Origin of the sequence: Clostridium sp. 1001271st1 H5 (genome assembly GCF_005845215.1) — a bacterium.
Taxonomy (GTDB): domain Bacteria; phylum Bacillota; class Clostridia; order Lachnospirales; family Lachnospiraceae; genus Enterocloster.
Window position 1 is genome coordinate 455715 of the sequence record NZ_SPHO01000001.1, and the last position, 23276, is coordinate 478990.

Genomic DNA, 23276 nt, shown 5'->3' on the forward strand with positions numbered 1-23276 from the left:
TGACCACAGCCCGGCAGGACTTTTATCTGCCGGGCTGTGCCTGTATTTACATTTTACCGGAGGTGTGATATGGTGAAGGTCAACAGAAAGGAGACAAAGCCAATGAAGGAAGGATATGTGGACAACAGTTTTGCCTCCCTTTATTATAAGGAAATGGGGCAGGGCGTACCCCTTATTATGCTCCACGGCAACGGGGAAAGCCATGAGATATTTTCCAGGCTGTCTGAACTCATGAGCCGGTATTACAGGGTGATACTCATGGACAGCAGGGGCCATGGGGCCTCCCGGATGAAGGGGGATGCCGTAAGAGGAGAGCTGACCATACCGGATATGGCCGCAGATGTGGTCCAGGTCATGGAATTCCTCCATGTGCCCAGGGCAGTGATACTGGGATTCAGCGACGGGGCGAACGTGGCCCTGGAGACAGCCAGCAGTTATCCCGGACGTGTATCGGCTGTGGTGGCGGTCAGCGGCAATGCCCTGCCGGGAGGTATGAGCGCTGCCTCCCTGATGGAGGTGAAATTAAAATACGCCCTGTGGCACGGTCTGGAGAAGATACCCATGCCCCGGGGCGTCAGGGAAAAGGCGGTGAAAAGCCGCCAGCTGTTCGGCCTTATGGCCAGATGGCCCAGGCTGGACAAGGATAAGCTGTCCTGCATCCAGGCGCCTGTCCTGATTCTGACAGGCCGCAGGGATATGATCCGTCCCCGCCATTCTCTGTGGATGGGGGAGCAGATACCCGACTCAAAGGTGGTGTTCGTCAAGGGAGCGGACCATTTTACCCTTCTCAAGAGGGAAAAGGCATATGGGGCCCATATCATGGCCTGGCTCAGGGAACGGGGGATTTAGACCCGGACACAGCCGGAAAAAGGTCCTTCCTATTTCCACTGGCTGTTCAGAAAGTCCACGATATCCGCTGCCTTTGGCGGGCAGCCGCCCAGGGTTTTGGCAAAGCAGGAGGTACACTGTCCCACGCCGATGGAGCCCTCCTGTCCCTTGTAGCCCTGGCCGATGCATACGGGGGGCAGGCCCTTCCTCAGGCGTCCCATGTCATTCAGACGGTCCAGGGCGTATATAAGGGAACCGTAGCATGCGCTGCACGCATCTTCCGGGGCAGTGTAGGCAGCCAGGTGCTGTACGCGTCTTGTCATGCGGAATTTGCTGTCAGCCTCTGTTGCCCTGTTCAGGTAAATCATGTTGGCGCCGGCCGTATCCGTGCTGCCCACGCCCAGGTCCCTGGCCATGGTTATGTAAGGCACATCGTCCACGGAGTACCCCATGCAGTCGCATACAAAGGCATCGCAGAGCACCGGGTCCTTAAAACCCAGCACACGGTTCATGACCACCGGATTGCCGCCTTCCTCAAAATCCAAGTCACCGCAGATATTGTCTACCAGGATAAAGTCATTGCGGGCAATGGTGCTGAGATGGGCAATGGGTTTGTGAAGCCCCAGGGTGTGGAAACGGCGTTTTTCCGAGTTGGGAATCACGCCCTTATTGTTTTTCAGGGCACAGGTCACCGTGGTCTGGCAGTGTCCCTTCAGCACAGGCATGTTAATCATGTAATCAACGGCCGCAGCCTTGTCGCACAGCTTGATTTTCATTCCTCCGGCATCGTATTCCTTCCAGGTATCCCGCTGCAGGTCCACGAAGGGCACGCCATACTGCCTGCACACCTGATGGTATCCTGCGGCCTGGAAGGCGTCCTCCGTGTGGTCGCCCACCCAGGAGCCCTCCATGATGGTGATATTTTGAAAGCCGTGCTCCTGGAGATATTCTATGACGCCGGCCAGCAGCTCCCCGTGGGTGGTGGCTCCGCTGGAGGGCGCCTTTGCAGTTACCAGATTGGGCTTTAACGCCACCTTTTTGTTTACATCGCCAATATCCGCCGCCACGTCCGCCTGTTCCAGGACACGCCTGGCCATGTTCTTGTAATCGGTTCCATGTATGATAATGATATCATTCTTTTCCATATATGAGATTTCCTTTCCTGTCCTCTGCGTATTTATTTCCCATTATAACCGCATAATTTTGATTTGTGAATACTCCATGATATATTCTTTGGCTTCCTCTTTGGAGGAGGGAAGGTTTGCTGTGACGCCGCCTGTCCGGGGCGGATTGACGGACAATGGAAAAAAGGGTATGATATTCCTGGAATATGGTCCGGGTGAAACAGCGGGCCGGTGAAAAGGAGTGTTGTATATGATTAAGACAAATGTGATGCGCCTTCTGGATGCGGCAAATATAGCTTATGATACAGGTACCTATGAGGTGGATGAGAACGACCTTTCCGGCAGTCATGCCGCAGACCTTATGGGGGTGGACCACGACCGGATGTATAAGACCCTGGTGCTGAAGGGAGAAAAAAGGGGATACCTGGTGTGCTGTATTCCTGTGGACGAGGAACTGGACCTTAAGAAGGCGGCCAGGGCTGCAGGGGAGAAGAAGGTGGAGATGATTCATGTAAAGGATATGCTGGGAATCACGGGCTACATCCGCGGCGGGTGTTCCCCCATCGGCATGAAAAAGCATTTCCCTACTTATATAGAAGAAATGGCCCAGCTTTTCGACACCATCATGGTCAGCGCAGGACAGAGAGGCGTGCAGGTCACCCTGTCTCCGGAGGATTTGAGAGGCTATGTGGAGGGGCAGTTTGTTTCCCTTGTTTAAGGGTCAGGCTTATATTATAATGGAAGAAGAACATCCGTACAGGGACCAAACCGCGGCAGCGTCCGGGGCCGGCCCGGGCGGAAGGAGGAGGGGTAATATGGAGAGAGACGTATTGATACAGACCGCCTTGGACGGTCTTGGGCGCTCCTATGCGCCTTATTCCCATTTCCATGTATCGGCAGCCCTGCTGTGCAGGGATGGGAAGGTGTACACGGGCAACAACATTGAGAATGCAGCCTACAGCCCCGGCATCTGCGCGGAGCGGTGCGCTTTTGCAAAGGCGGTGAGCGAGGGGGAACGGGAATTTGAAGCCATTGTCATATGCGGAGGCCCCGGCGGGAAGGCGGAGGATTACTGTCCGCCCTGCGGTGTTTGCAGGCAGGTGATGCGTGAGTTCTGCCATCCGGATGCATTCCGTATCATCCTGGCTAAAAGCGTGCAGGAGTACAGGGAATATACCCTGGCCCAGCTGCTTCCGGAGAGCTTTGGACCGGACCACCTGGGAGGTGCATAATATGAGAATGTATGACCTGATAGAAAAAAAGAAACGGGGCGGTTCCCTTTCCGCAGAGGAAATTGCATATATGGTGGAGGGATTCGTGGCCGGGGACATTCCCGATTATCAGATGTCGGCTATGCTGATGGCTATTTACTTTAAGGGTATGGATGACCGGGAGATAACAGACCTGACCCTGGAGATGGCCCATTCCGGGGATATGGTGGATTTGTCGCCCATTGAGGGAATCAAGGCGGATAAGCACAGCACCGGCGGCGTGGGGGATAAGACCACCCTGGTGGCGGGTCCTATTGTGGCTGCCTGCGGCGTCAAGGTGGCTAAAATGAGCGGCCGCGGCCTGGGGCACACAGGCGGTACCGTGGATAAGCTGGAGAGCATTCCGGGATTTAAGACTGCCATACCAAGGGAGGAGTTCTTCCGCATTGTCAACGAAAACGGACTGGCCCTTATTGGCCAGTCAGGAAATCTGGTGCCGGCAGACAAGAAGCTTTATGCCCTGAGGGACGTGACCGCCACTGTGGACAGCATTCCCCTGATTGCCTCGTCCATTATGAGCAAGAAGCTGGCGGCCGGCAGCGACTGCATTGTTCTGGATGTAAAGACGGGAAGCGGCGCCTTTATGAAAACCCTGGAGGACTCCATCAGCCTGGCACGGGAGATGGTTTCCATCGGGACCCTGGCCGGCCGGCGCTGTTGCGCCCTCATAACCAACATGGATGTGCCCCTGGGCCATGCCATCGGCAACTCCCTGGAGATGGAGGAGGCCATTGAGACCCTGAAGGGCCATGGGCCGGATGATTTGACCGGTGTATGTCTGGAACTGGCTGCAAATATGCTTCACATGGCAGGCAGGGGTGATATGGGGCAGTGCAGGCAGCTTGCCAGGCAGTCCGTGGAGGACGGAAGCGCCCTTGCATGCCTTAGGTCCATGGTTGAGAGCCAGGGCGGAGATGGCAGGTATGTGGATAATCCGGGACTTTTTGAAAAGGCTCCCCTGTCCCGGGAGGTAAAGGCTTCGGGGTCCGGTTATATCACCCATATGGATACTGAGGGAATCGGGGTGGCATCCGTGATGCTGGGAGCTGGCAGAAATAAAAAGGAGGATTCCATTGACTACAGCGCAGGCATCCTTCTGAGGAAAAAGTACGGTGACAGGGTGGAGCCGGGAGAAACCATGGCTGTCCTTTACGCTTCCCGCGAAGAACTTTTTGGACCGGCAGCAGAGAAATTCCTGGCCTCCTGCATCCTGGGAAACCAGATGCCGGAGCCGGAGCCCCTTATATTTGCAAGGGTTTCCGACACAGGTGTGGAAAGAGGGACCATAGAGGAAAAAATTCCATAAATGTTCAGAAAAATCAACTTGAAAAACGAAAGTATTTGGGGTATAATAACACCAGATAAAAGAAGTGGAACTGTAATTTCCTGGGGTGTTCGATACTCTTACCAATTTTGAACCTACATTAGACAAAAGGGATTCCAATATTTTTAAGCGGATGTCAGGCCTCCGTCGAGTGGAAGGCAGATGTTTAAGTGAGGTTGCCCACCTAGCATTGCTAGGCGTCAATAAGTAAGAGACGGCATTCTGGGGTTACACATGATAAAAGCAGCGGTTACCCCGCTGCTTTACTTCGTTTACAGGAGTTGGACCGAATATGAAGAACAGAATGATTGCATGGGTAAGCGGCGTGATACTGGTAGTGGTCACGCTGATGGTGATAATCGTGAAGATGGAGCCGCCCAGGGACGGAATCATAAGGGCCCAGGCGTTTAAGGCCATGGCTCTGGCCCTTACGGACAAGGAAGAGTGTGAGAAGAGGGCGAAGGAACGGGGAACCTCCCATTTTTCAGCAAAAGAAAAGGACAACTGGTTTGTCAAATACATGGATTATCTCTATGATGAAGGCTGTCTGGACCCGGAGCTTACGCCTGCTTCCCTGTCCTCGGCCCAGGGATATCTTACATACGCAGAGGCTGCATACATGGCCGGCCAGGTGTCCGGCAAGCTGAAGCTCCAGGCCGGCTCCACCAGGAATAACCGCGGCCAGGCATATCCCGAGGAGGACTGGTGGAAACTGTATGATTCCATCCTGAAGGAGACGGACCCGGAGGGAAAGGTGGAGGAGATAGAGGCTGTGCTCTACGGCACCCCGTCCAACCTTGACCAGGCCGAGAGCTGGACGGCCTATACCACGGCCGGCAACTTCGGGTTCCAGGGACTTGCACTGGACGCGTTCCTGGACTGTGAGATACGGTTTCTGGCCAGGAACGGGGAGATGATTACCTCGGGCCTGGTGTCCAGGAACGTGGTCTATGAGAATGTATGGCTGGCTGAAAGCGACGGCCGGCATTTTAAGGCGTATCTGGGCACGGCCTACCGCGAGTTCCCGGTGAGCGCCAAGCTTGGCGGGGAGGAGGAGATGGCCGGCAACCTGGCTGACCTCCACATGGAGGACGGCAAGCTGGTCAGGATAACCATGAAAAGGGACCGTCTGAGCGGTAAGGTCCTGTCCGTGACAGAGGGCGCCATTGAGATAGAAGGCTATGGGGAGATTCCTCTGGCTCCCAATTTCCATGTATATAAGGTATATGGGGATTTTAAGGTGCTGAAGGCTTCGGACATACTGGTTGGCTATAACCTGCAGGAATTTGTGGCGGCGGACGGACAGCTGTGCGCAGCCCTTCTGGAGCGGGAATTTGATGCCAAGACCATCCGCGTCCTCCTAATGGATACTGGATTTAAACGTGTGTTCCATGCCTCTGCTGATTTGGTGCTGGGATGCGGTGCTGATTTGGAATATGAGAATGCCAAGGGAAAGATGGTGGGAGAGCGCCTGGAGGCCGGCACGCAGCTATCAGTGGGCCCTGACAGCCCTTACCTGGAGTATGGGCGCATGATTATCACACCGGATGAGCCGGAGGCCATTACCATCCGTTCCATTGAACGGAGCCAGGGCACGCCGGTTTACAGCGGAAGTCTGGAAATCAAGGGGACGCCGGAGGGCCTGGTGCTGGTCAATGATTTGTATCTGGAGGATTATCTGACAAAGGTAGTGCCCAGCGAGATGCCGCCGTCCTATGAGAAGGAGGCGCTGAAAGCCCAGGCTGTGTGCGCCAGGACCTATGCCTACCGGCAGATACAGGGCAACACCTACAGCCAGTACGGCGCCCATGTGGATGACAGTACGAATTTCCAGGTCTACAATAATACCAAGGCTGACGATAAGTCCACCCAGGCTGTGAAGGAGACATACGGAAAGATGCTGTTCTACGGGGATAAGCCTATTGAGGCGTTCTACTTTTCCACCTCCTGCGGCCGTACTGCGGATGCAGGCGTATGGGGGACTGACAGCGGGAAATATCCCTACCTGAGGGCAGTGGAAGTGAAAGAGGGAGGGCGGAGCCTGGGTAAGGAAGACAACCAGGGTTTTGAATCCTATATCAAGAGGGAGGACGTGATTGCCTTTGATACTTCTTATCCCATGTTCCGCTGGCAGACAGACCTTCCGGCTGACATTGCTTCGTCCCAGATTAGCGGAGCCGGTCAGGTACAGGACATGACCATAACGGACCGGGGGCCGGGAGGCATAGCAGATGAGCTGACGGTCACAGGCACCGGCGGTACCGTAACCATCAAGGGGCAGTCCGCCATCCGTTCTGCGCTGGGAAATCCGTCCCTGACCATCACCAAAAAGGACGGGGGAACCATGACGGGAACAGCCGCCCTGCCCAGTGCATTCATTGCCATTGAAAAGAGAACAGGGGAGGACGGGAGTATTTCTTTCCATATATATGGGGGCGGTTTCGGACACGGCGTCGGCATGAGCCAGAACGGCGCCCAGGGCATGGCAAAGACAGGAAAGGGATACAAACAGATACTGGACTTTTTCTACCAGGGAACAGAATTGAGGGAGTGCACGGAAAACCAGTGATTCCGGCGGATTAAGCGGAAACAGAAAAGAGAATATAAAAGAGAATATAAAAAAGAATATAAAAAAGAACAACCCGGCTGGGCCCTGAAGGCTTTGCCGGGGTGTTCTTTTTGCTTCGTTGGAAAATAAAATCCGGAACATATGCCTTATGACTGCACCAGATAGACCTCTGCGTTCTGTGTGCCGTGCTGGCGTGTCTCGGCATGGGTATTGAAGAAAATATCAATGTGGTTGCCTCTGACAGCTCCGCCCCGGTCCTCCGCCGTATAGACGACGCCGTTAATCATAACCTTGGAGCCGTAGGGAATCACCCTGGGGTCCACTGCAATGGTGTGGCCTGCCGTGGCCACTGCACCGGTGCAGGTATGGCGTCCCCAGCCCTCGGAACAGGCCCTGCACGGACAATAGCCTGTTGTCTTGAACACGCCCAGGGGAACCAGGTTCTGAGCTGTGGCTGCAGGGGCTGCTTCCCTGGCTTCGGGATTGCCGTTGGTATAGGTCCTGGGATTGGAAAAATCACTGTCTCCCACATAGCCTTCTACCAGATAGACGCCGTCGGGCAGGGTGCTCCAGTCCATGTTAAGGTTGAAGGCGTGGCATCCGTTGCCTTTGCCGCTGCCGTAAAGCTCGTCGCTGTATTCCCCGGCCGTCATCCTCTGGGAAAAAACTTCCTCGCCTGTATTCTTATCTTTGATGGATATCCTTACGTTAAGCGCATCATCAGGGGTACTGCTGTTGTAAGCCCAGCCGCTGATGGTGGTGCTGTTCACTGTTTCGAACCTTCCTTTTGGCGCTGCTGCAAGGGCTGTGATGGCAGTGGCCGCAAGCAGGCTGACAGTAAGGATAGCTCCGGTCAGTAAGTGTCTTAATTTCATGGTGTAATACCTCCTATTGCTCAAGTAATAATTAGAAAAAGATTTTTAATACATTAATAAATAATATGTAATACTTTTGTAATATATGAGCAATAAACAAGTTTTTACCATATTTTTTTCCTCTTGTCAAGGAAAAATATGGAAATAAGGCCATTTCCTGCAAATATAGCCGTATTTTGGTAATTATTTCTGGCCCGGATCTGTTTTTAAGGAGAAGGGCAAAAAAAATACCAGGCTCATTTGCCTGGTATCATTATTCTCACATTATGAATCAATCCTGCACTAGGAATACCTCTGCAGTATATGTACCCTTGGCCAGGGCTTCCTCATGGGAGCCGTAAAAAATATCCAGAATATTACCGTTCACAGAAGAGCCTTTGTCCTCCACTGTGTAGACAATGCCGTCAATCTTCAGCTTAGTGCCAAGAGGAAAATAGTTCAAATCAGCAGAAATCGTGTGATTGGGAGTTGGAACCGCTCCAGAATAGGTAAGGTTATGACCGCCGGAACACTGTTCACAGCCGCAGTATCCAGTGATGGTGAAACGTCCCAGCGATGTCTCACTGGGAGCCGGAGCCTCTTCCTTCTCTTCCTTTTGGGCGCCCGGTCCCTGGGCGATGTATTCGTCTTCATTCACAACAGCGGCCCTGTGGCCTTTGGATTCCCGTGAACCGGAGGTTTCCTGGGATTCCTGGACATCCTGGGCTGTGTCCTCGGGCGTATCTGATGTACCGGCATCCACTACGGTTACATCCGTCCCCACCGGTTCATCGGCAAATGCCGGAAAAGCCACCGTGAGGCTGAATGCAGCCATGGCTGCTGCCAGAAGGGTTTTCTTAATGTAATGCATACAACTACCTCGCAATCTTATGACATTGTTATGGTTTTATATGTCTTATAAAGTTGTACCTTCATTATATTACAAAAATGTTACTTGTCAAGTTGAAATAATTAAGCAAGTGTTACAAGAGTATAAAATGTGGAGAGAATATGCCGCAAAATTGGTATATTTATGTAAAAAGTGGAGGGTGAAATCCATTATCTAGTTGATACGAAAAGGAAATGGCACATGATGTGCCGGGGGGAGAATGGAAGACACAAATAATATGAAAAGAATTTGCTTTTATCTCTTGACAAATGGCGCCAGAAGGAATATATTATGGAATGTAGATGTTAGCACTCCTAAACGTCGAGTGCTAATAATTTCAGAAAGGAAGGTGAGCAGATGCCATTGGATGCACTCCTGGACGACAGGAAGGTCACTATACTGAAGGCCATCATCAAGACATATCTGGAAACCGGGGAGCCCGTTGGCTCCAGGACCATTTCCAAGTATTCAGACTTGAAGCTCAGCTCTGCCACCGTCCGCAATGAGATGTCAGACCTGGAAGAGATGGGGTATATTGTACAGCCCCATACCTCGGCAGGGCGGATTCCTTCCGATAAAGGGTACCGGTTCTATGTGGACCAGATTATGCTGGATAAGGAGAGCGAGGTAACTGAGTTCAAGGAAATGATGGTCCAGAAGGTTGATAAGCTGGAGCTGGTCCTTAAGAAGATGGCCCAGGTGCTGGCTGCCAATACCAACTATGCCACCATGATAAGCGGCCCCAGTTATCACAAGACAAAGCTCAAGTTCATCCAGCTTTCCAAAATGGAGAAGCACAAGCTGCTGGTGGTCGTGGTGGTGGAAGGCAACATCATTAAGAACACCATGATTGATATCACGGACGAACTGAGTGATGAGGAGCTTCTGAACCTGAACATCCTGCTGAACAGCAGCCTCAACGGACTGACCATTGAGGAAATCAATCTGGATGTTATCAGCAAGCTGAAGGGCGATGCAGGCAACCACAGCCAGGTGGTGGACCTGGTGCTGAATGAGGTGGCGGAGGCCATCAAGGCAGGGGAAGAGGACCTGCAGATTTATACCAGCGGAGCCACCAACATTTTCAAGTACCCTGAGCTTTCGGACGGCGGCAAGGCCAGCCAGCTCATTGACACACTGGAACATAAGGAAGTGCTGCAGGAATTTGTGGCGGAGGTCAATTCCGGCACAGAGGAAGAAGCGGGCATTCAGGTTTATATCGGTGACGAGAGCCCGGTGCAGTCCATGAAGGACTGCAGTGTGGTCACTGCCAATTATGATTTGGGAGGAGGCCTGAGAGGAACCATCGGTATCATAGGACCCAAGCGTATGGACTATGAAAAGGTCCTTGGGACACTGCGCAATCTGATGAATCAGCTGGATACAGCATTTAAAAAAGATGAAAGGTGATAAGCTGTGAGTGAAGATATGAAGGACGAAGAGTTAAAAAAGGAAGATGAGGCCCTGAAGACAGAGCAGGAAACAGAAGATGCCCCTAATGCCGGAGAGCCGGCAGAAGGCTGTACCCCGGAGGAAACAGAGGAAGGTACAGAGGAAGCGCCTGCTGGTGAAAAGGAAGAAAAAAAGGGATTCTTTAAAAAGAAAAAGGACCCCAGGGATGAGAAGATAGAAGAGCTCACCGACCGGGTGAAGCGCCAGATGGCGGAATTTGAGAATTTCCGCAAGAGGACGGACAAGGAAAAGTCCTCCATGTATGAGATGGGGGCAAAGGACATCATAGAGAGAATCCTTCCCGTCATCGACAATTTTGAGAGAGGCCTGGCAACTGTGCCTGAGGATGCAAAGGGAACACCCCTTGCAGAGGGCATGGAGAAGATATATAAGCAGTTGAGCAAAACGCTGGAGGAAGCAGGCGTAAAAGCCATTGAAGCAGTAGGCCGGGAGTTTGACCCTAACTTCCACAATGCAGTGATGCACGTGGATGACGACAGCCTGGGAGAGAACATTGTGGCGGAGGAATTGCAGAAGGGTTACATGTACAGGGACAGCGTGGTAAGACACAGTATGGTAAAAGTGGCAAATTGACATATCCCAATCATTATAAATATACCCCACTAAAAATAATCAGGAGGAAAAGACTATGAGCAAGATTATCGGTATTGACTTAGGTACGACAAACAGCTGTGTGGCTGTTATGGAAGGCGGAAAACCAACTGTTATTGCCAATGCGGAGGGCGTAAGGACAACACCATCCGTAGTGGCATTCACTAAGACAGGAGAAAGGCTGATTGGCGAACCTGCAAAGCGTCAGGCTGTTACCAACGCAGATAAGACCATCTCTTCCATCAAGCGTCACATGGGCACGGACTACAGGGTAGACATTGACGGAAAGAAGTACACACCACAGGAGATTTCCGCTATGATTCTGCAGAAGCTGAAAGCAGATGCAGAGAGCTATCTGGGAGAGACTGTGACAGAGGCAGTTATCACGGTTCCGGCATACTTTAACGACGCGCAGCGTCAGGCCACCAAGGATGCAGGCAAGATTGCAGGCCTGGACGTAAAGCGTATCATCAACGAGCCTACGGCAGCAGCCCTGGCTTACGGACTTGACAATGAAAAAGAGCAGAAAATCATGGTATACGACTTAGGCGGCGGTACCTTTGATGTTTCTATCATTGAAATCGGCGACGGCGTCATCGAGGTTCTGTCCACCAACGGCGACACACGTCTGGGCGGCGATGATTTTGACAATGCAATTACAAACTGGATGATTTCCGAGTTTAAGAAGGCTGAGGGCGTGGACCTGTCGGGCGACAAGATGGCCCTTCAGAGACTGAAGGAAGCTGCTGAGAAGGCTAAGAAGGAGCTGTCCACAGCTACCACCACCAATATCAACCTGCCCTTCATCACTGCAACTGCCGAGGGACCGAAGCATCTGGATATGAACCTGACCAGGGCTAAGTTTGATGAGCTGACCCATGACCTGGTAGAGCGTACCGCCATCCCGGTGCAGAACGCACTTAAGGATGCGGGCATCACGGCTTCTGAGCTGGGCAAGGTACTGCTGGTAGGCGGTTCCACACGTATGATAGCTGCACAGGAAAAGGTAAAACAGCTGACAGGCAAGGAACCAAGCAAATCCCTGAACCCGGATGAGTGCGTGGCTATCGGCGCTGCCATCCAGGGCGGCAAGCTGGCCGGCGATGCAGGTGCAGGAGACATCCTTCTTCTGGATGTAACGCCTCTTTCCCTGTCCATCGAGACTATGGGCGGCGTGGCTACCAGGCTGATTGAGAGGAATACCACCATTCCTACCAAGAAGAGCCAGATTTTCTCAACCGCAGCCGACAACCAGACTGCAGTGGATATCCACGTGGTACAGGGCGAGCGCCAGTTCGCAAGGGATAACAAGACACTGGGACAGTTCCGTCTGGATGGAATCCCGCCTGCAAGAAGAGGTATTCCGCAGATTGAGGTTACCTTTGATATTGATGCCAACGGCATTGTGAATGTTTCCGCAAAGGATTTGGGAACAGGCAAGGAGCAGCACATCACCATCACGTCCGGCTCCAACATGTCAGACGACGATATTGATAAGGCAGTAAAGGAAGCAGCTGAATACGAGGCACAGGATAAGAAGCGCAAGGAATCCATCGATGCAAGGAACGATGCGGATTCCATGGTATTCCAGACCGAGAAGGCCCTGGAAGAGGTTGGGGATAAGATTGCTCCAGGAGACAAGGCAGAAGTGGAAGCAGACTTAAATGCCCTGAAGGAAGCCATCAACCGCGCTCCGCTGGAAGAGATGACTGATGCCCAGGTAGAGGATATCAAGGCTGGCAGAGAGAAGCTGATGAACAGCGCGCAGAAGCTGTTTGCAAAGGTATATGAGCAGGCTCAGGCATCCGGCGCAGCAGGCCAGGCAGGCCCTGACATGGGCGGCGCAGGAAACAGTGCAGCAGGCGCAGACGACGTTGTAGACGCTGATTTCAAGGAAGTATAGGCGTAAGGAAGTAAATCCGTATAAAACAAACAGGGGGCTTAGGAGCCGGGAAACCGGCCACTACCCCCTTTGTGGCTGATAAAGAGTGCTTTTGAAACCTGCCCGCCAGGGCTGGTTTTGCGGCGTTCAGATAGATTAAGAGGTAAACAACATGGCAGAGAGTAAGAGAGATTACTATGAAGTTCTGGGCGTTCCCAAAGATGCAGATGAGGATGCATTGAAAAAAGCATACAGGAAACTTGCCAAGAAATACCACCCCGATGCCAACCCAGGCGATAAGGAGGCAGAGGCCAAGTTCAAAGAGGCTTCCGAGGCATACAGCGTGTTAAGCGACCCTCAGAAACGTCAGCAGTACGACCAGTTCGGCCATGCTGCATTTGAACAGGGCGGTGCTGGGGCAGGCGGCTTTGGCGGCGGCTTCGGCGGCTTTGACTTTGGCGGGGATATGGGTGATATCTTCGGCGATATCTTTGGTGATATTTTCGGCGGCGGCAGGTCCTCCAGGGCCAGAAGCGGGCCTTCACGGGGCGCCAACATAAAGACTTCGGTCAGGATTACATTTGAGGAAGCCGTATTTGGCTGTGATAAAGAGATTGAGATTAACTTCAAGGAAACCTGCGCCAGCTGTCACGGCACAGGCGCAAAGGCAGGAACCTCCCCCCAGACCTGTGCAAAGTGTAATGGAAAGGGCAAAATCATGTACACCCAGCAGTCCTTTTTCGGGACCGTGCAGAATGTACAGACATGTCCGGACTGTAACGGCACCGGACAGGTCATCAAGGAAAAGTGTTCTGATTGTTACGGTACGGGATATAAGACCGTGCGCAAGAAATTCAAGGTATCCATACCCGCAGGCATTGACAACGGCCAGTGCGTGCGTCTGGCAGGGGGCGGCGAGCCCGGCACAGGCGGCGGCGAGCGGGGGGATTTGCTGGTGGAGGCGGTTGTCTCCCAGCATCCGATTTTCAAGCGCCAGGATACCAGCATTTATTCCACAGTGCCTATATCCTTTGCGCGGGCAGCGCTGGGAGGCCCGATTCGCATAAAGACCGTGGACGGCGAGGTGGAGTACGATGTAAGGCCCGGCACCCAGACAGATACCAAGGTGCGGCTAAAGGGCAAGGGTGTTCCTTCTCTGCGCAGCCGCAATGTCAGGGGCGACCACTATGTTACCCTGGTGGTACAGGTTCCGGAGCGTATGACCCAGGCCCAGAAGGAAGCCTTAAGGCGGTTTGACGACGCAATGAACGGCGTCGCTTCCCAGGAGGAAGAGAAACCTAAGAAAAAGGGTATTTTCAAATAGATACGTATTACCATGAGCCCGGACAGGCAGCACCAGAGTCTGTCCGGGCTTTTACGTCCATGCCCGGTATTGTGCAACGGACAAAAAAGGGTAATGACAGACAGGATGCTGCAGCAGGGGAAATGCTGCGGCAGGGAGGATGGGGGAGGCTGGGAAAATGGCCGTGACAGGTAAAAAGGAGAGGGAGAATCAGATGGATAACAGTTATTTTGGGACGCTGGCGGTTCCGCTGCCGGAAGACATAGAAAAGCTTAAGTGGAGAGGGGAATTTGACAGGGCTGCCAGGATTATAGACAACAGGCTGAAAAGAGACATTCCATTGGTCTTAAAAAAGCGGCTTATGATTGAAAGAGAGATTCTTAAGCGGATGCCGGAACAATACCCCTATACATGGAGTGAGGCTTTGGCCATGCTGCGGGATAATGTAAGGGATTTTGAGGACAGCGAGCTGGAAACCCTGTGGGAGGAGGATGCAGCGGATTGGATTTACGTGGACGGAGAGGTCCGCTTCCGAAGCAGTTTCCTGAGAAATGTGTTAAAGACCAGAAAGGAATATGAGAACCGGGCCCTGGACCGGGAACTGGTCCGTTCCAAGGCAGAGAACTTTGCGCTGCTTAACAGGACCATTGCCGCCATGAAAGAGCAGGGAGGCGCGGGATGCAGATTCCGCATACGCGGGACCCTTGCAATCCGGGAGGAGGCAGAGCGGGCAGGGGAGGAAATCAAGGTCTATCTTCCGCTTCCCATTGAATATGCCCAGATAAAGAACGTGAACGTCCACAGCGTCAGAATCGGGGGAAGGGAAGCTGAAAATTGGGAATATACCATTGCGCGGGCGGATGCCTTTCAGCGTACCATCTGCTTCCATACAAAACACAGGAAGGGACAGGAATATTCGGTGGAGTTTTCCTTTGAGAATCAGGAAACGTATCTGGATTTCTCCTGTGAAAGCCTTAAACATGGCGGGCCGGAACCTGGCTCAGAACGGGGCGCAGAGTCCTGTCGGAAAAATGGTTCTGCTGAAACGCCGGAGGCCTGGCTGGTTCAGCAGCAGCCCCATATCCGTTTCACCCCTTTTATCCGGGAACTGGCAGCCGGGATAGCGGGTGAGGAACAGGACCCCTTGAGGAAGGCCAGACGAATATACGACTATATTACCACCCATGTGATGTATTCCTATGTGCGCAGTTATTTTACCCTGACTGACATCCCCCAGTATGCTGCATCATCCATGAAGGGAGACTGCGGAGTGCAGGCGCTGCTGTTCATCACCCTGTGCCGCGCGGTTGGTATTCCTGCCAGATGGCAGGCAGGTCTTTATACATCACCCTTTGAAATCAGCTGCCACGACTGGGCGCAGTTTTATACAGAATCCCATGGCTGGCGCTATGCGGACTGTTCCTTCGGCGGGGCGGCTTACCGGGAGGGGGAGACGCAGAGGTGGGATTTTTACTTTGGCAATCTGGACCCCTTCCGCCTTCCGGCAGCCAGGGAGTTCGGACATGAGTTTGAACCGCCCATGGTCCATTTGAGGAACGACCCCTATGATAACCAGATGGGGGAGGCGGAATACGGGGACAGAAGCCTTCTGGAAGAGGAATACAACACAAAATATGAGATGATTTTCCAGGAGAATCTGCCATATTAAAAAAGAGCCCGATAAAATATTAAGAAATCCGTAAAGAATTGTAAGAATTAGTAGGCTATAATGTTATCATATCTGCAGAAAGGTATATGGACAGAATGAAAAGACGCTTATTGATTACCGGGGCCGGGGGATTTCTCGGTTCCAGGATTTGTGAATATTTTAGTGGCAGAAACGGATATGAGGCAGTGGGGGTGACACACAGGGAGCTGGATATTGAGGATTTTGTGGCTGTTTCCGCCTTTGTAAAGGCCATCCGGCCGGATTATGTCCTGCACTGTGCGGCAATTTCCAACACAGGCGCCTGTGAAAGAAATCCAATCCTCTCAGAAAAAGTGAATGTACGGGGAACCGTCAACCTGGCCAAGGCGTGCAGGAATGCCGGCAGCCGGATGATATTTACCAGTTCCGACCAGATTTACAATACATCCCACTCCCTGGAGCCCAACCGCGAGGGCAGTGAAGGAAAGCCGGGAAATGTGTATGGAAGGGACAAGAAGCGGGCGGAGGATTCCATGTTTACGTATCTGCCCAATGCAGTGGCCCTCAGGCTTACATGGATGTATGACGCCCCGTCCAGGGGAAGGGTGGCAGGCCAGGGGCTTTTACAGAAGCTGATGGATGCTCTGAAGGAACGGCAGGAGGTGGAGTTTCCTGTCCATGATTACAGGGGAGTCACCTATGTGTGGGAAGTGGTGCGCCATATGGAGGAAGCCATGGAGCTGCCCGGAGGCGTGTACAACTTCGGCAGTGAGAACCGTTACAGCACCTTTGACACGGCCAGACTGTTCCTCAGGGAACTGGCGGGCAGTGATTCCGGCAGCATACTGAAGCGCAATGAAGAACGGTTTGCCTCCTGTCCCAGGAACCTGACCATGAATACGGACAAGATAAGGTCCCACGGTATCCGGTTCTTCAATACCTCAGAGGGAATCAGGAAGTGCTGCATGGAACACAGGGAAATGTCCCAGGCACGGTGCTGAACGGCTATGAAAGGACGCATGATATGAGTAAACGGAATATATCGCCCCAGGCTGTCAGAATCTGCGGTCTGACCCTGCTCTGTCTGGTTATCATGTTCGGGGTGGCTGCGGCCAACAAGGCAAAGGGCGGAGAAGAGCTGGTAAGTGAATATACGGTACAGGATGAGACACTTCCAAGACATGTGAAGTTTGAGTCCATGCCGTCGGACATGCCCCAGATGACAGCTGCCTGGTATTTTAAGTATAGGGGTCTGGGACAGTTTGATATGTGTAAAAGGCTGTTTCCCCAGAATCAGCTGGAGGCCCTGAATTTTGACCAGGAGGACATGGATTTTAAGGACGGTTATTATATACAGGAATATATTGTCCATGGATTTGAGACACTGCCTCAGGAGGCATACGCGGACCAGAAGGAACATTATGACCAGCTGGCGGCATCCTGCGGATATGAGGGGTACAAGGTGGTCCGTGTCTCCTTTGCCCAGAGATGGTCACCAAAGGCTCTGGAGAGAGGTCCCCAATGGGGGGACGGCGAATTTACCAGGGATTTTGCAGTGGGCAGGGAGTCTGGACTGCGGGAAAAATGGAAGATATTTGACCTGGGCATGATGTGATTTGCCTGACAGGAAGATTTTTATAAGACAGAAGGAGTGGAATACATGAGACAGGGAAACGGCACAGGAAGCCATACAATGGTACAGCGGCACGGGATGGCAAGGGATCTGACGGTCTGCGGGCTGTTCACGGCACTGACAGCAGTGGGGGCCTTTATCAAGATTGTGATACCGGTGGGGGCGGATACCATGAATTTTACCCTTCAGTGGTTTTTCGTGCTTCTGGCCGGTCTGCTTCTGGGCTCCAGAAGGGCCTTCCTCAGTGTGGCCACCTATCTTTTGATTGGGCTGGTGGGAATCCCTGTTTTTGCCCGGGGCGGCGGGCCCTCTTATCTGATACGGCCCACTTTTGGGTTCCTGCTGGGATTTGCCCTGGCAGCCTATGCGATGGGAAAGCTGTGCGAGTGGATGCACGCCTCAAAGCCGGGAGCCTGGCTGTTCTCCGCCACGGTGGGCTATGTGATTTACTATGGGATGGGAATTCTTTACTTTTACTTCATCACCCACTTTGTGGTGGTGACCCCCAACACGGTGGGCTGGGGAGCAATTTTTGCGGTCTACTGCCTGCCTACCATGATTCCGGACTATATACTCTGTATCCTGGCAGTGACGGTGGCGGGACGCCTGCGGCCTTCCATGGGACGGCTTATGGAGTGACGCAGGCCGGATGAAGCCGGCCAGCTGAGGCAGGCCGGGGGAACGCAGGCCGGATGATGCCGGTCAAATGCACAGGTCCGCAGATTATTCCCTTCCCTGCCTGACACTGCGTTCATAATAGAAAATATACTGCTGCATGATGCCGGCACAGCCGCTGTATCGCCCGAACACATCCTTTACGATTGTTTCGCAGAGATGGTTTTTGGGGATGCGGCGGTATTTTTTGGGGTCAAAATACTGTTCCGTCAGGATTTTTTCAATCCATGTGTCCACGGGAAAGGCATCTATATGGTGGAGGCCGAAGAGGCATACGCAGTTGGCCACCTTTTTGCCGATTCCGTAAAAGCCTGTGAGATACTCCATGGCATCCTTATAGTCCAGGGATGCCAGATGGGAAAGGTCCAGCCTGCCTGAAACCGCGTCCTGGCAGAGCCTGTGGATGTACTTTGCCCGGTAGCCCAGCTTAAGCCCCATCAAATCCTCCAGGGAAGCAAGGGAGAGCTGACCGGGAGTTGGGAAGGAGAAGGCCGGGGAAAGAAGCGTCCCAAGGGCATCTTCCTCCGCCAGAGGGGTGCCGTACCGGCTGCTGAGGGCCTCCACCAGCTGGCGTATGTTTGGAATTGTCTTTTGCTGGGAAATCACAAAGGTGATAATCATTTCCCATGGGTCCTGGCGCAGAATGCGGATGCCTGCCCCGCTCATGGCCGCTGCCAGAAGGTAGGTATTTTCCCTGTCAATGGAAGCGATGACAGCCTGGTAGTCCCGGTCCATGTCCAGATAGGACAGCCAGAAGGAAAGGTCCTCATGGGGGCAGTCCAGGCAGGTGTAAGATTCTTCCTGCCAGGCGCGCAGGACGCGGAGACCGCTGGTGAGCCGGTAGCCGTTCACTGCGCCGGAAGGATATGTATGTTCCGGCAGAGGAACCATGCGGAAGCACTGGCCGGACTGATGAATCTGCTGCAGGTCCATGCAGGGTGTTTCATAACGGTGAATCATATGGGTATGCCTTTCTTTTGTAAGGGATTTTGGAGGGACCTGGGGTAAAAAGGTCCCTTGATATAACTTTACCCCTTCTTTTTTTCAAAGTCAAATGTGATTTTCTGGCTTTCCGCTTGACATTTTCAGAAAATGTGACTAGAATGTAGGTTAGATTTGATAATCAGAAAAGCGATGAAGGTGCATAGTAGACGTTTATTTTCCATCAGAGAGGGGAGGCCACCGGCTGAAAGCCTGCCCGGGTTCAGATAGACGGTTGAAATTCCCACCGGAGCCGCACAGGCAAAAGGATGTTTTCACCAATCAGTGGAGGGATTCCGGTAGTCTGTGACGCAGGCACACGTTACGTGCATCAAGTGTCTGTATGGTCCGGGCGTAGAGCCTGGGAGGATACAGGAAGCAGGGTGGTACCGCGAGTTTACAGCCTCGTCCCTTCAGTGATGAAGAGACGGGGCTTTTTTGTTTCCCGGAACATGGGTCCGGTGAAACAAAAATGCTGCCCGGGGATTGCGGCCCGAAAGAGGGCCTGCTGCAGGCGGACAATCCCGGGAGCAGGATTCTATCTTGTTACAAAGAAAAGGAGAAGCCATGAAAGAGCAGTTAGAGAAAATCAAAGAAGAGGCGCTTAAGCAGATTGAATCTTCTGAAGCGCTGGAGAGACTGAATGACATCCGCGTGTCTTATCTGGGTAAGAAGGGAGAGCTGACGAACCTGTTAAAGAGCATGAAGGATGTTGCCCCTGAGGACAGGCCGAAGGTGGGCCAGATGGTCAATGATGTCCGGGGACTTATCGAGGGAAGACTGGAGGAGGCCAGGACTGCCCTGGCTAAGAAAGCCAGGGAGGAACAGCTGAAAAGGGAGGTTATCGACGTCACCCTTCCGGCCAAGAAGAACAATGTGGGGCACAGCCATCCCAACACCATTGCCCTGGAAGAGGTGGAGCGCATTTTCGTGGGCATGGGATATGAGGTGGTGGAAGGCCCTGAGGTGGAGTACGACAGGTACAACTTTGAGAAGCTGAACATTCCCAAGGGCCATCCGGCCAGGGACGAGCAGGATACCTTCTACATCAATGAAAATATCCTGCTGCGCAGCCAGACATCCCCGGTACAGGTGCGTACCATGGAAAAGGGCAGGCTTCCCATCCGCATGATTGCGCCGGGCCGGGTGTTCCGTTCCGACGAGGTGGATGCCACCCACTCTCCTTCTTTCCATCAGATTGAGGGCCTTGTGATTGACAGGAACATCACCTTTTCAGACCTTAAGGGTACTCTGGCGGAATTTGCCAGGGAGCTGTTCGGGCCTGACACAAAGGTAAAGTTCCGTCCCCATCATTTCCCGTTTACGGAGCCCAGCGCCGAGGTGGATGTGACCTGCTTTAAATGCGGCGGTTCAGGATGCCGGTTCTGTAAGGGGTCGGGCTGGATAGAGATTCTTGGATGCGGTATGGTACATCCCCATGTGCTGGAGATGTGCGGCATTGACCCGGACGAGTATTCCGGATTTGCATTCGGCGTGGGACTGGAGCGTATTGCCCTGCTTAAGTATGAAATTGATGACATGCGTCTGCTGTATGAGAACGACATCCGTTTCCTGAAGCAGTTCTAAGACCACGTGTCCTGATAAACATTCAAAGCATAGAAGGAGAGAGAACACATGAACACAGCATTATCATGGATAAAAGCATATGTCCCTGATTTGGATGTCACGGCCCAGGAATACACGGATGCCATGACCCTGACAGGAACCAAGGTAGAAGGTTATACATGTCTGGATAAGAACCTGGAAAAAATCGTTGCCGGAGAGATACTTGACGTTAAGCGCCATCCGGATGCAGATAAACTGGTGGTATGCCAGGTCAATGTGGGTGCGGCAGAGCCGGTGCAGATTGTCACAGGCGCCCCTAATATCACGGAGGAATCCGTACGTGAAAAGGTGCCCGTGGTTCTGGACGGCGGACGCGTGGCAGGGGGCCACGACGGAGGCGCCCTTCCTGAAGAAGGAATCAGGATTAAGCAGGGCAAGTTAAGAGGCGTGGAGTCCTGCGGCATGATGTGTTCCGTGGAGGAGCTGGGAACCAGCAGGGATATGTACCCGGATGCCCCTGAGAGCGGAATTTACATCCTGCCCAAGGACAGCGTACCGGGCTCGGACGCAGTGGAAATCATGGGACTCAGGGATGTGGTGTTCGAGTATGAAATCACTTCCAACCGCGTGGACTGCTACAGTGTGATTGGCATAGCCAGGGAGGCTGCCGCCACCTTTGGAAAAGCGTTCAAAGCGCCGGTGGTCACTCCCACCGGCAACAGCGAGGACATCCGCGACTTCCTGAAGGTGCGGGTGGAGAACAGCGAGCTGTGTCCCCGTTACTGCGCCAGGATGGTAAAGAATATAAAGCTTGCGCCCTCACCGCAGTGGATGCAGCGCCGTCTGGCTGCCAGTGGCATCCGGCCCATCAACAATATTGTGGACATCACCAACTATGTCATGGAAGAGTATGGACAGCCCATGCATGCCTTTGACTATGACCAGCTGGCCGGCCATGAAATCATAGTGAAATGCGCCAGGGACGGGGATGTGTTCCAGACACTGGACGGCCAGGAGAGAAAGCTGGATTCCACCATCCTCATGATAAATGACGGGGAAAAGGAAGTGGGCATTGCCGGTATCATGGGAGGAGAGAACTCAAAAATCACGGACAATGTGCAGACCATGGTATTTGAGTCAGCCTGCTTTAACGGCACCAACATCCGTCTGTCGGCCAAGAAGGTGGGGCTGCGCACGGATGCATCCGGAAAGTATGAGAAGGGACTGGACCCCAACACGGCGGAGGAAGCAGTGAACAGGGCCTGCCAGCTTATCGAGGAGCTGGGGGCAGGAGAGGTTGTGGGCGGCATCATTGACCTGTATCCTGAGAAGAGGACCTGCAGGCGCATTCCCTTTGACGCGGCTAAGATTAACAGGCTTTTAGGCACGGACATCCCGGAGGAAACCATGCTTTCCTACTTTAAGACCATTGAACTGGGCTATGACCCCGGGACAAAGGAGGTCATTGCACCTACCTGGCGCCAGGACCTGGAGCGCATGGCTGATTTGGCGGAGGAAGTGGCCAGATTCTATGGCTATGACAAGATTCCCACCACACTGCCGTCCGGCGAAGCCACCACGGGAAAGCTCTCCTACAAGCTTCAGATAGAGGAGGTTGCCAGGGAGATAGCAAGCTTCTGCGGATTTTCGCAGGGTATGACCTATTCCTTTGAGAGTCCCAGGGTATTTGACAAAATGCTGATTCCTGAGGACAGCGCCCTGAGGAATACGGTGGAGATATCCAACCCCCTGGGAGAGGATTTCAGCGTCATGCGCACCACGTCCTTAAACGGTATGCTGGCATCCCTGTCCACCAATTACAACCGCCGCAACAAGGACGTGCGTCTGTACGAGCTGGCCAATGTGTACCGTCCCAAGTCCCTGCCTCTGACCGAGCTTCCTGACGAGCGTATGCAGTTTACCCTGGGAATGTATGGGGACGGCGACTTCTTCACCATGAAGGGCGTGGTGGAAGAGTTCTTTGAAAAGGCCGGAATGCACAAAAAGCCCCATTACAATCCCAATGCAGAACATCCTTACCTTCATCCCGGAAGAAAGGCCGATATCCTGTATGACGGCACTGTGGTAGGCTTTCTGGGCGAGGTGCACCCGGATGTGGCTGATAACTATAAGATTGGCGACAGGGCTTACATTGCGGTTATCGATATGCCGTCCATCATGGACTTCACCACCTTTGACCGCAAGTATACCGGCATAGCCAGGTTCCCGGCTGTGACCAGGGACTTAAGCATGGTGGTGCCAAAGGATATCCTGGTGGGACAGATTGAGGACGTGATTGAGCAGAGAGGCGGAAAGGTTCTGGAAAGCTACAAGCTCTTTGACGTGTACGAGGGAGCCCAGGTACTGGCAGGCCACAAGTCAGTGGCATATTCCATTACCTTCCGGGCCAAGGACCACACCCTGGAGGAAAAGGAAGTTACAGCTGTGATGAACAAGATACTCAACGGTCTAAAGGGACTGGGAATTGAACTCAGGGCTTAAGAGGACATATCAAACAGAATAAGATATGGAAAGATAACTGCCGGCAGGATGGATTGCAACTGCCGGCAGCTGTTTTTTGCCTGCTTTTCCCCGGCTTTCCAGGAGTCCTTCTTATTGTAAGTCTTTGGAAAATGAAGTATAATTAAAACATACACATTTTAAC

20 protein-coding genes, 1 other RNA gene and 1 other annotated feature are annotated in these 23276 nt (G+C 53.0%); of the genes, 17 read left to right on the forward strand and 4 right to left on the reverse strand.

Annotated elements, in window-relative coordinates; genetic code table 11:
* Window positions 1-69: 69 nt before the first annotated feature.
* Entirely contained in the window at window positions 70-849 is a 780-nt protein-coding gene (locus FGS84_RS01915) for an alpha/beta hydrolase (RefSeq protein ID WP_138306048.1), read from the forward strand.
* 29 nt (window positions 850-878) lie between these two features.
* Here FGS84_RS01915 and FGS84_RS01920 read toward each other — a convergent pair whose 3' ends face one another.
* The gene (locus FGS84_RS01920; protein WP_138306049.1) at window positions 879-1973 is read right to left on the reverse strand and encodes a DUF362 domain-containing protein; all 1095 of its coding nucleotides are present in this window, start codon (window positions 1971-1973) and stop codon (window positions 879-881) included.
* A gap of 76 nt (window positions 1974-2049) precedes the next feature.
* Between FGS84_RS01920 and FGS84_RS31170 the strand changes: the two genes are divergently transcribed.
* From FGS84_RS31170 to FGS84_RS01945, 6 genes are all read left to right on the forward strand, one after another.
* A complete protein-coding gene (locus FGS84_RS31170; protein WP_207671108.1) occupies window positions 2050-2187 on the forward strand; it encodes a hypothetical protein in 138 nt (45 codons plus the stop codon).
* A gap of 15 nt (window positions 2188-2202) precedes the next feature.
* Window positions 2203-2670 carry a Cys-tRNA(Pro) deacylase gene (gene ybaK / locus FGS84_RS01925; protein WP_138306050.1) on the forward strand — a complete coding sequence of 156 codons (468 nt, stop codon included), beginning with the start codon at window positions 2203-2205 and terminating at the stop codon, window positions 2668-2670.
* Window positions 2671-2767: 97 nt separating this feature from the next.
* Window positions 2768-3184: a cytidine deaminase gene (gene cdd, locus FGS84_RS01930; protein WP_138306051.1), complete on the forward strand. Its 417-nt coding sequence runs from the start codon at window positions 2768-2770 to the stop codon at window positions 3182-3184.
* A 1-nt stretch (window position 3185) separates the two neighbouring features.
* A complete protein-coding gene (locus FGS84_RS01935) occupies window positions 3186-4529 on the forward strand; it encodes a pyrimidine-nucleoside phosphorylase (protein ID WP_138306052.1) in 1344 nt (447 codons plus the stop codon).
* 74 nt (window positions 4530-4603) lie between these two features.
* Window positions 4604-4780: non-coding RNA, 6S RNA (ssrS, locus tag FGS84_RS01940), on the forward strand.
* Window positions 4781-4839: 59 nt separating this feature from the next.
* Window positions 4840-7116 (forward strand): SpoIID/LytB domain-containing protein, encoded by a 2277-nt coding sequence (locus FGS84_RS01945; RefSeq protein ID WP_138306053.1) that lies wholly within the window; start codon window positions 4840-4842, stop codon window positions 7114-7116.
* Between the two features lie 146 nt (window positions 7117-7262).
* Here FGS84_RS01945 and FGS84_RS01950 read toward each other — a convergent pair whose 3' ends face one another.
* Both FGS84_RS01950 and FGS84_RS01955 read right to left on the reverse strand, forming a co-directional pair.
* Entirely contained in the window at window positions 7263-7991 is a 729-nt protein-coding gene (locus FGS84_RS01950; RefSeq protein WP_138306054.1) for a 3D domain-containing protein, read from the reverse strand.
* Window positions 7992-8262: 271 nt separating this feature from the next.
* Complete coding sequence (locus tag FGS84_RS01955; protein ID WP_138306055.1) at window positions 8263-8841, reverse strand: 3D domain-containing protein; 579 nt, start codon at window positions 8839-8841, stop codon at window positions 8263-8265.
* Between the two features lie 375 nt (window positions 8842-9216).
* Here FGS84_RS01955 and hrcA point away from each other — a divergent pair, with 375 nt between their 5' ends.
* The 8 genes from hrcA (at window position 9217) to FGS84_RS01995 (ending at window position 18028) form a co-directional block, all read left to right on the forward strand.
* A complete protein-coding gene (hrcA, locus tag FGS84_RS01960) occupies window positions 9217-10269 on the forward strand; it encodes a heat-inducible transcriptional repressor HrcA (RefSeq protein ID WP_138306056.1) in 1053 nt (350 codons plus the stop codon).
* 6 nt (window positions 10270-10275) lie between these two features.
* A complete protein-coding gene (gene grpE / locus FGS84_RS01965) occupies window positions 10276-10905 on the forward strand; it encodes a nucleotide exchange factor GrpE (RefSeq protein WP_347563764.1) in 630 nt (209 codons plus the stop codon).
* A 55-nt stretch (window positions 10906-10960) separates the two neighbouring features.
* Window positions 10961-12826: a molecular chaperone DnaK gene (gene dnaK, locus FGS84_RS01970; RefSeq protein ID WP_138306057.1), complete on the forward strand. Its 1866-nt coding sequence runs from the start codon at window positions 10961-10963 to the stop codon at window positions 12824-12826.
* 151 nt (window positions 12827-12977) lie between these two features.
* Window positions 12978-14129: a molecular chaperone DnaJ gene (dnaJ, locus tag FGS84_RS01975; protein ID WP_138306058.1), complete on the forward strand. Its 1152-nt coding sequence runs from the start codon at window positions 12978-12980 to the stop codon at window positions 14127-14129.
* A 157-nt stretch (window positions 14130-14286) separates the two neighbouring features.
* A complete protein-coding gene (locus FGS84_RS01980) occupies window positions 14287-15777 on the forward strand; it encodes a transglutaminase-like domain-containing protein (protein WP_347563765.1) in 1491 nt (496 codons plus the stop codon).
* A 95-nt stretch (window positions 15778-15872) separates the two neighbouring features.
* Window positions 15873-16757 carry a sugar nucleotide-binding protein gene (locus FGS84_RS01985; protein WP_138306239.1) on the forward strand — a complete coding sequence of 295 codons (885 nt, stop codon included), beginning with the start codon at window positions 15873-15875 and terminating at the stop codon, window positions 16755-16757.
* 23 nt (window positions 16758-16780) lie between these two features.
* Window positions 16781-17371 carry a hypothetical protein gene (locus FGS84_RS01990; protein ID WP_138306059.1) on the forward strand — a complete coding sequence of 197 codons (591 nt, stop codon included), beginning with the start codon at window positions 16781-16783 and terminating at the stop codon, window positions 17369-17371.
* A gap of 45 nt (window positions 17372-17416) precedes the next feature.
* Entirely contained in the window at window positions 17417-18028 is a 612-nt protein-coding gene (locus FGS84_RS01995) for a biotin transporter BioY (RefSeq protein ID WP_138306060.1), read from the forward strand.
* Between the two features lie 84 nt (window positions 18029-18112).
* Here the strand turns inward: FGS84_RS01995 and FGS84_RS02000 are convergent, their stop codons facing one another.
* Window positions 18113-19024, reverse strand: a complete 912-nt coding sequence (locus FGS84_RS02000) for a DNA glycosylase (protein ID WP_138306061.1) — start codon at window positions 19022-19024, stop codon at window positions 18113-18115.
* A gap of 165 nt (window positions 19025-19189) precedes the next feature.
* Window positions 19190-19461, forward strand: a binding site (T-box leader).
* A 151-nt stretch (window positions 19462-19612) separates the two neighbouring features.
* Here FGS84_RS02000 and pheS point away from each other — a divergent pair.
* A complete protein-coding gene (pheS, locus tag FGS84_RS02005) occupies window positions 19613-20632 on the forward strand; it encodes a phenylalanine--tRNA ligase subunit alpha (protein ID WP_138306062.1) in 1020 nt (339 codons plus the stop codon).
* A 48-nt stretch (window positions 20633-20680) separates the two neighbouring features.
* Window positions 20681-23113, forward strand: coding sequence for a phenylalanine--tRNA ligase subunit beta (pheT, locus tag FGS84_RS02010; protein WP_138306063.1), 2433 nt, complete (start codon window positions 20681-20683; stop codon window positions 23111-23113).
* Window positions 23114-23276 lie beyond the last annotated feature (163 nt).

Bases quoted from the DNA above. Each gene is read 5' to 3' on its own strand.
- FGS84_RS01950 (WP_138306054.1), bottom strand. From the start codon at position 7,991: ATGAAATTAAGACACTTACTGACCGGAGCTATCCTTACTGTCAGCCTG.
- FGS84_RS01995 (WP_138306060.1), top strand. From the start codon at position 17,417: ATGAGACAGGGAAACGGCACAGGAAGCCATACAATGGTACAGCGGCAC.
- FGS84_RS01955 (WP_138306055.1), bottom strand. From the start codon at position 8,841: ATGCATTACATTAAGAAAACCCTTCTGGCAGCAGCCATGGCTGCATTC.
- FGS84_RS01980 (WP_347563765.1), top strand. From the start codon at position 14,287: ATGGCCGTGACAGGTAAAAAGGAGAGGGAGAATCAGATGGATAACAGT.
- dnaK (WP_138306057.1), top strand. From the start codon at position 10,961: ATGAGCAAGATTATCGGTATTGACTTAGGTACGACAAACAGCTGTGTG.
- FGS84_RS01945 (WP_138306053.1), top strand. From the start codon at position 4,840: ATGAAGAACAGAATGATTGCATGGGTAAGCGGCGTGATACTGGTAGTG.
- FGS84_RS02000 (WP_138306061.1), bottom strand. From the start codon at position 19,024: ATGATTCACCGTTATGAAACACCCTGCATGGACCTGCAGCAGATTCAT.
- FGS84_RS31170 (WP_207671108.1), top strand. From the start codon at position 2,050: ATGATATATTCTTTGGCTTCCTCTTTGGAGGAGGGAAGGTTTGCTGTG.
- FGS84_RS01985 (WP_138306239.1), top strand. From the start codon at position 15,873: ATGAAAAGACGCTTATTGATTACCGGGGCCGGGGGATTTCTCGGTTCC.
- pheS (WP_138306062.1), top strand. From the start codon at position 19,613: ATGAAAGAGCAGTTAGAGAAAATCAAAGAAGAGGCGCTTAAGCAGATT.
- ybaK (WP_138306050.1), top strand. From the start codon at position 2,203: ATGATTAAGACAAATGTGATGCGCCTTCTGGATGCGGCAAATATAGCT.
- FGS84_RS01915 (WP_138306048.1), top strand. From the start codon at position 70: ATGGTGAAGGTCAACAGAAAGGAGACAAAGCCAATGAAGGAAGGATAT.
- FGS84_RS01920 (WP_138306049.1), bottom strand. From the start codon at position 1,973: ATGGAAAAGAATGATATCATTATCATACATGGAACCGATTACAAGAAC.
- pheT (WP_138306063.1), top strand. From the start codon at position 20,681: ATGAACACAGCATTATCATGGATAAAAGCATATGTCCCTGATTTGGAT.
- FGS84_RS01935 (WP_138306052.1), top strand. From the start codon at position 3,186: ATGAGAATGTATGACCTGATAGAAAAAAAGAAACGGGGCGGTTCCCTT.
- FGS84_RS01990 (WP_138306059.1), top strand. From the start codon at position 16,781: ATGAGTAAACGGAATATATCGCCCCAGGCTGTCAGAATCTGCGGTCTG.
- cdd (WP_138306051.1), top strand. From the start codon at position 2,768: ATGGAGAGAGACGTATTGATACAGACCGCCTTGGACGGTCTTGGGCGC.
- dnaJ (WP_138306058.1), top strand. From the start codon at position 12,978: ATGGCAGAGAGTAAGAGAGATTACTATGAAGTTCTGGGCGTTCCCAAA.
- hrcA (WP_138306056.1), top strand. From the start codon at position 9,217: ATGCCATTGGATGCACTCCTGGACGACAGGAAGGTCACTATACTGAAG.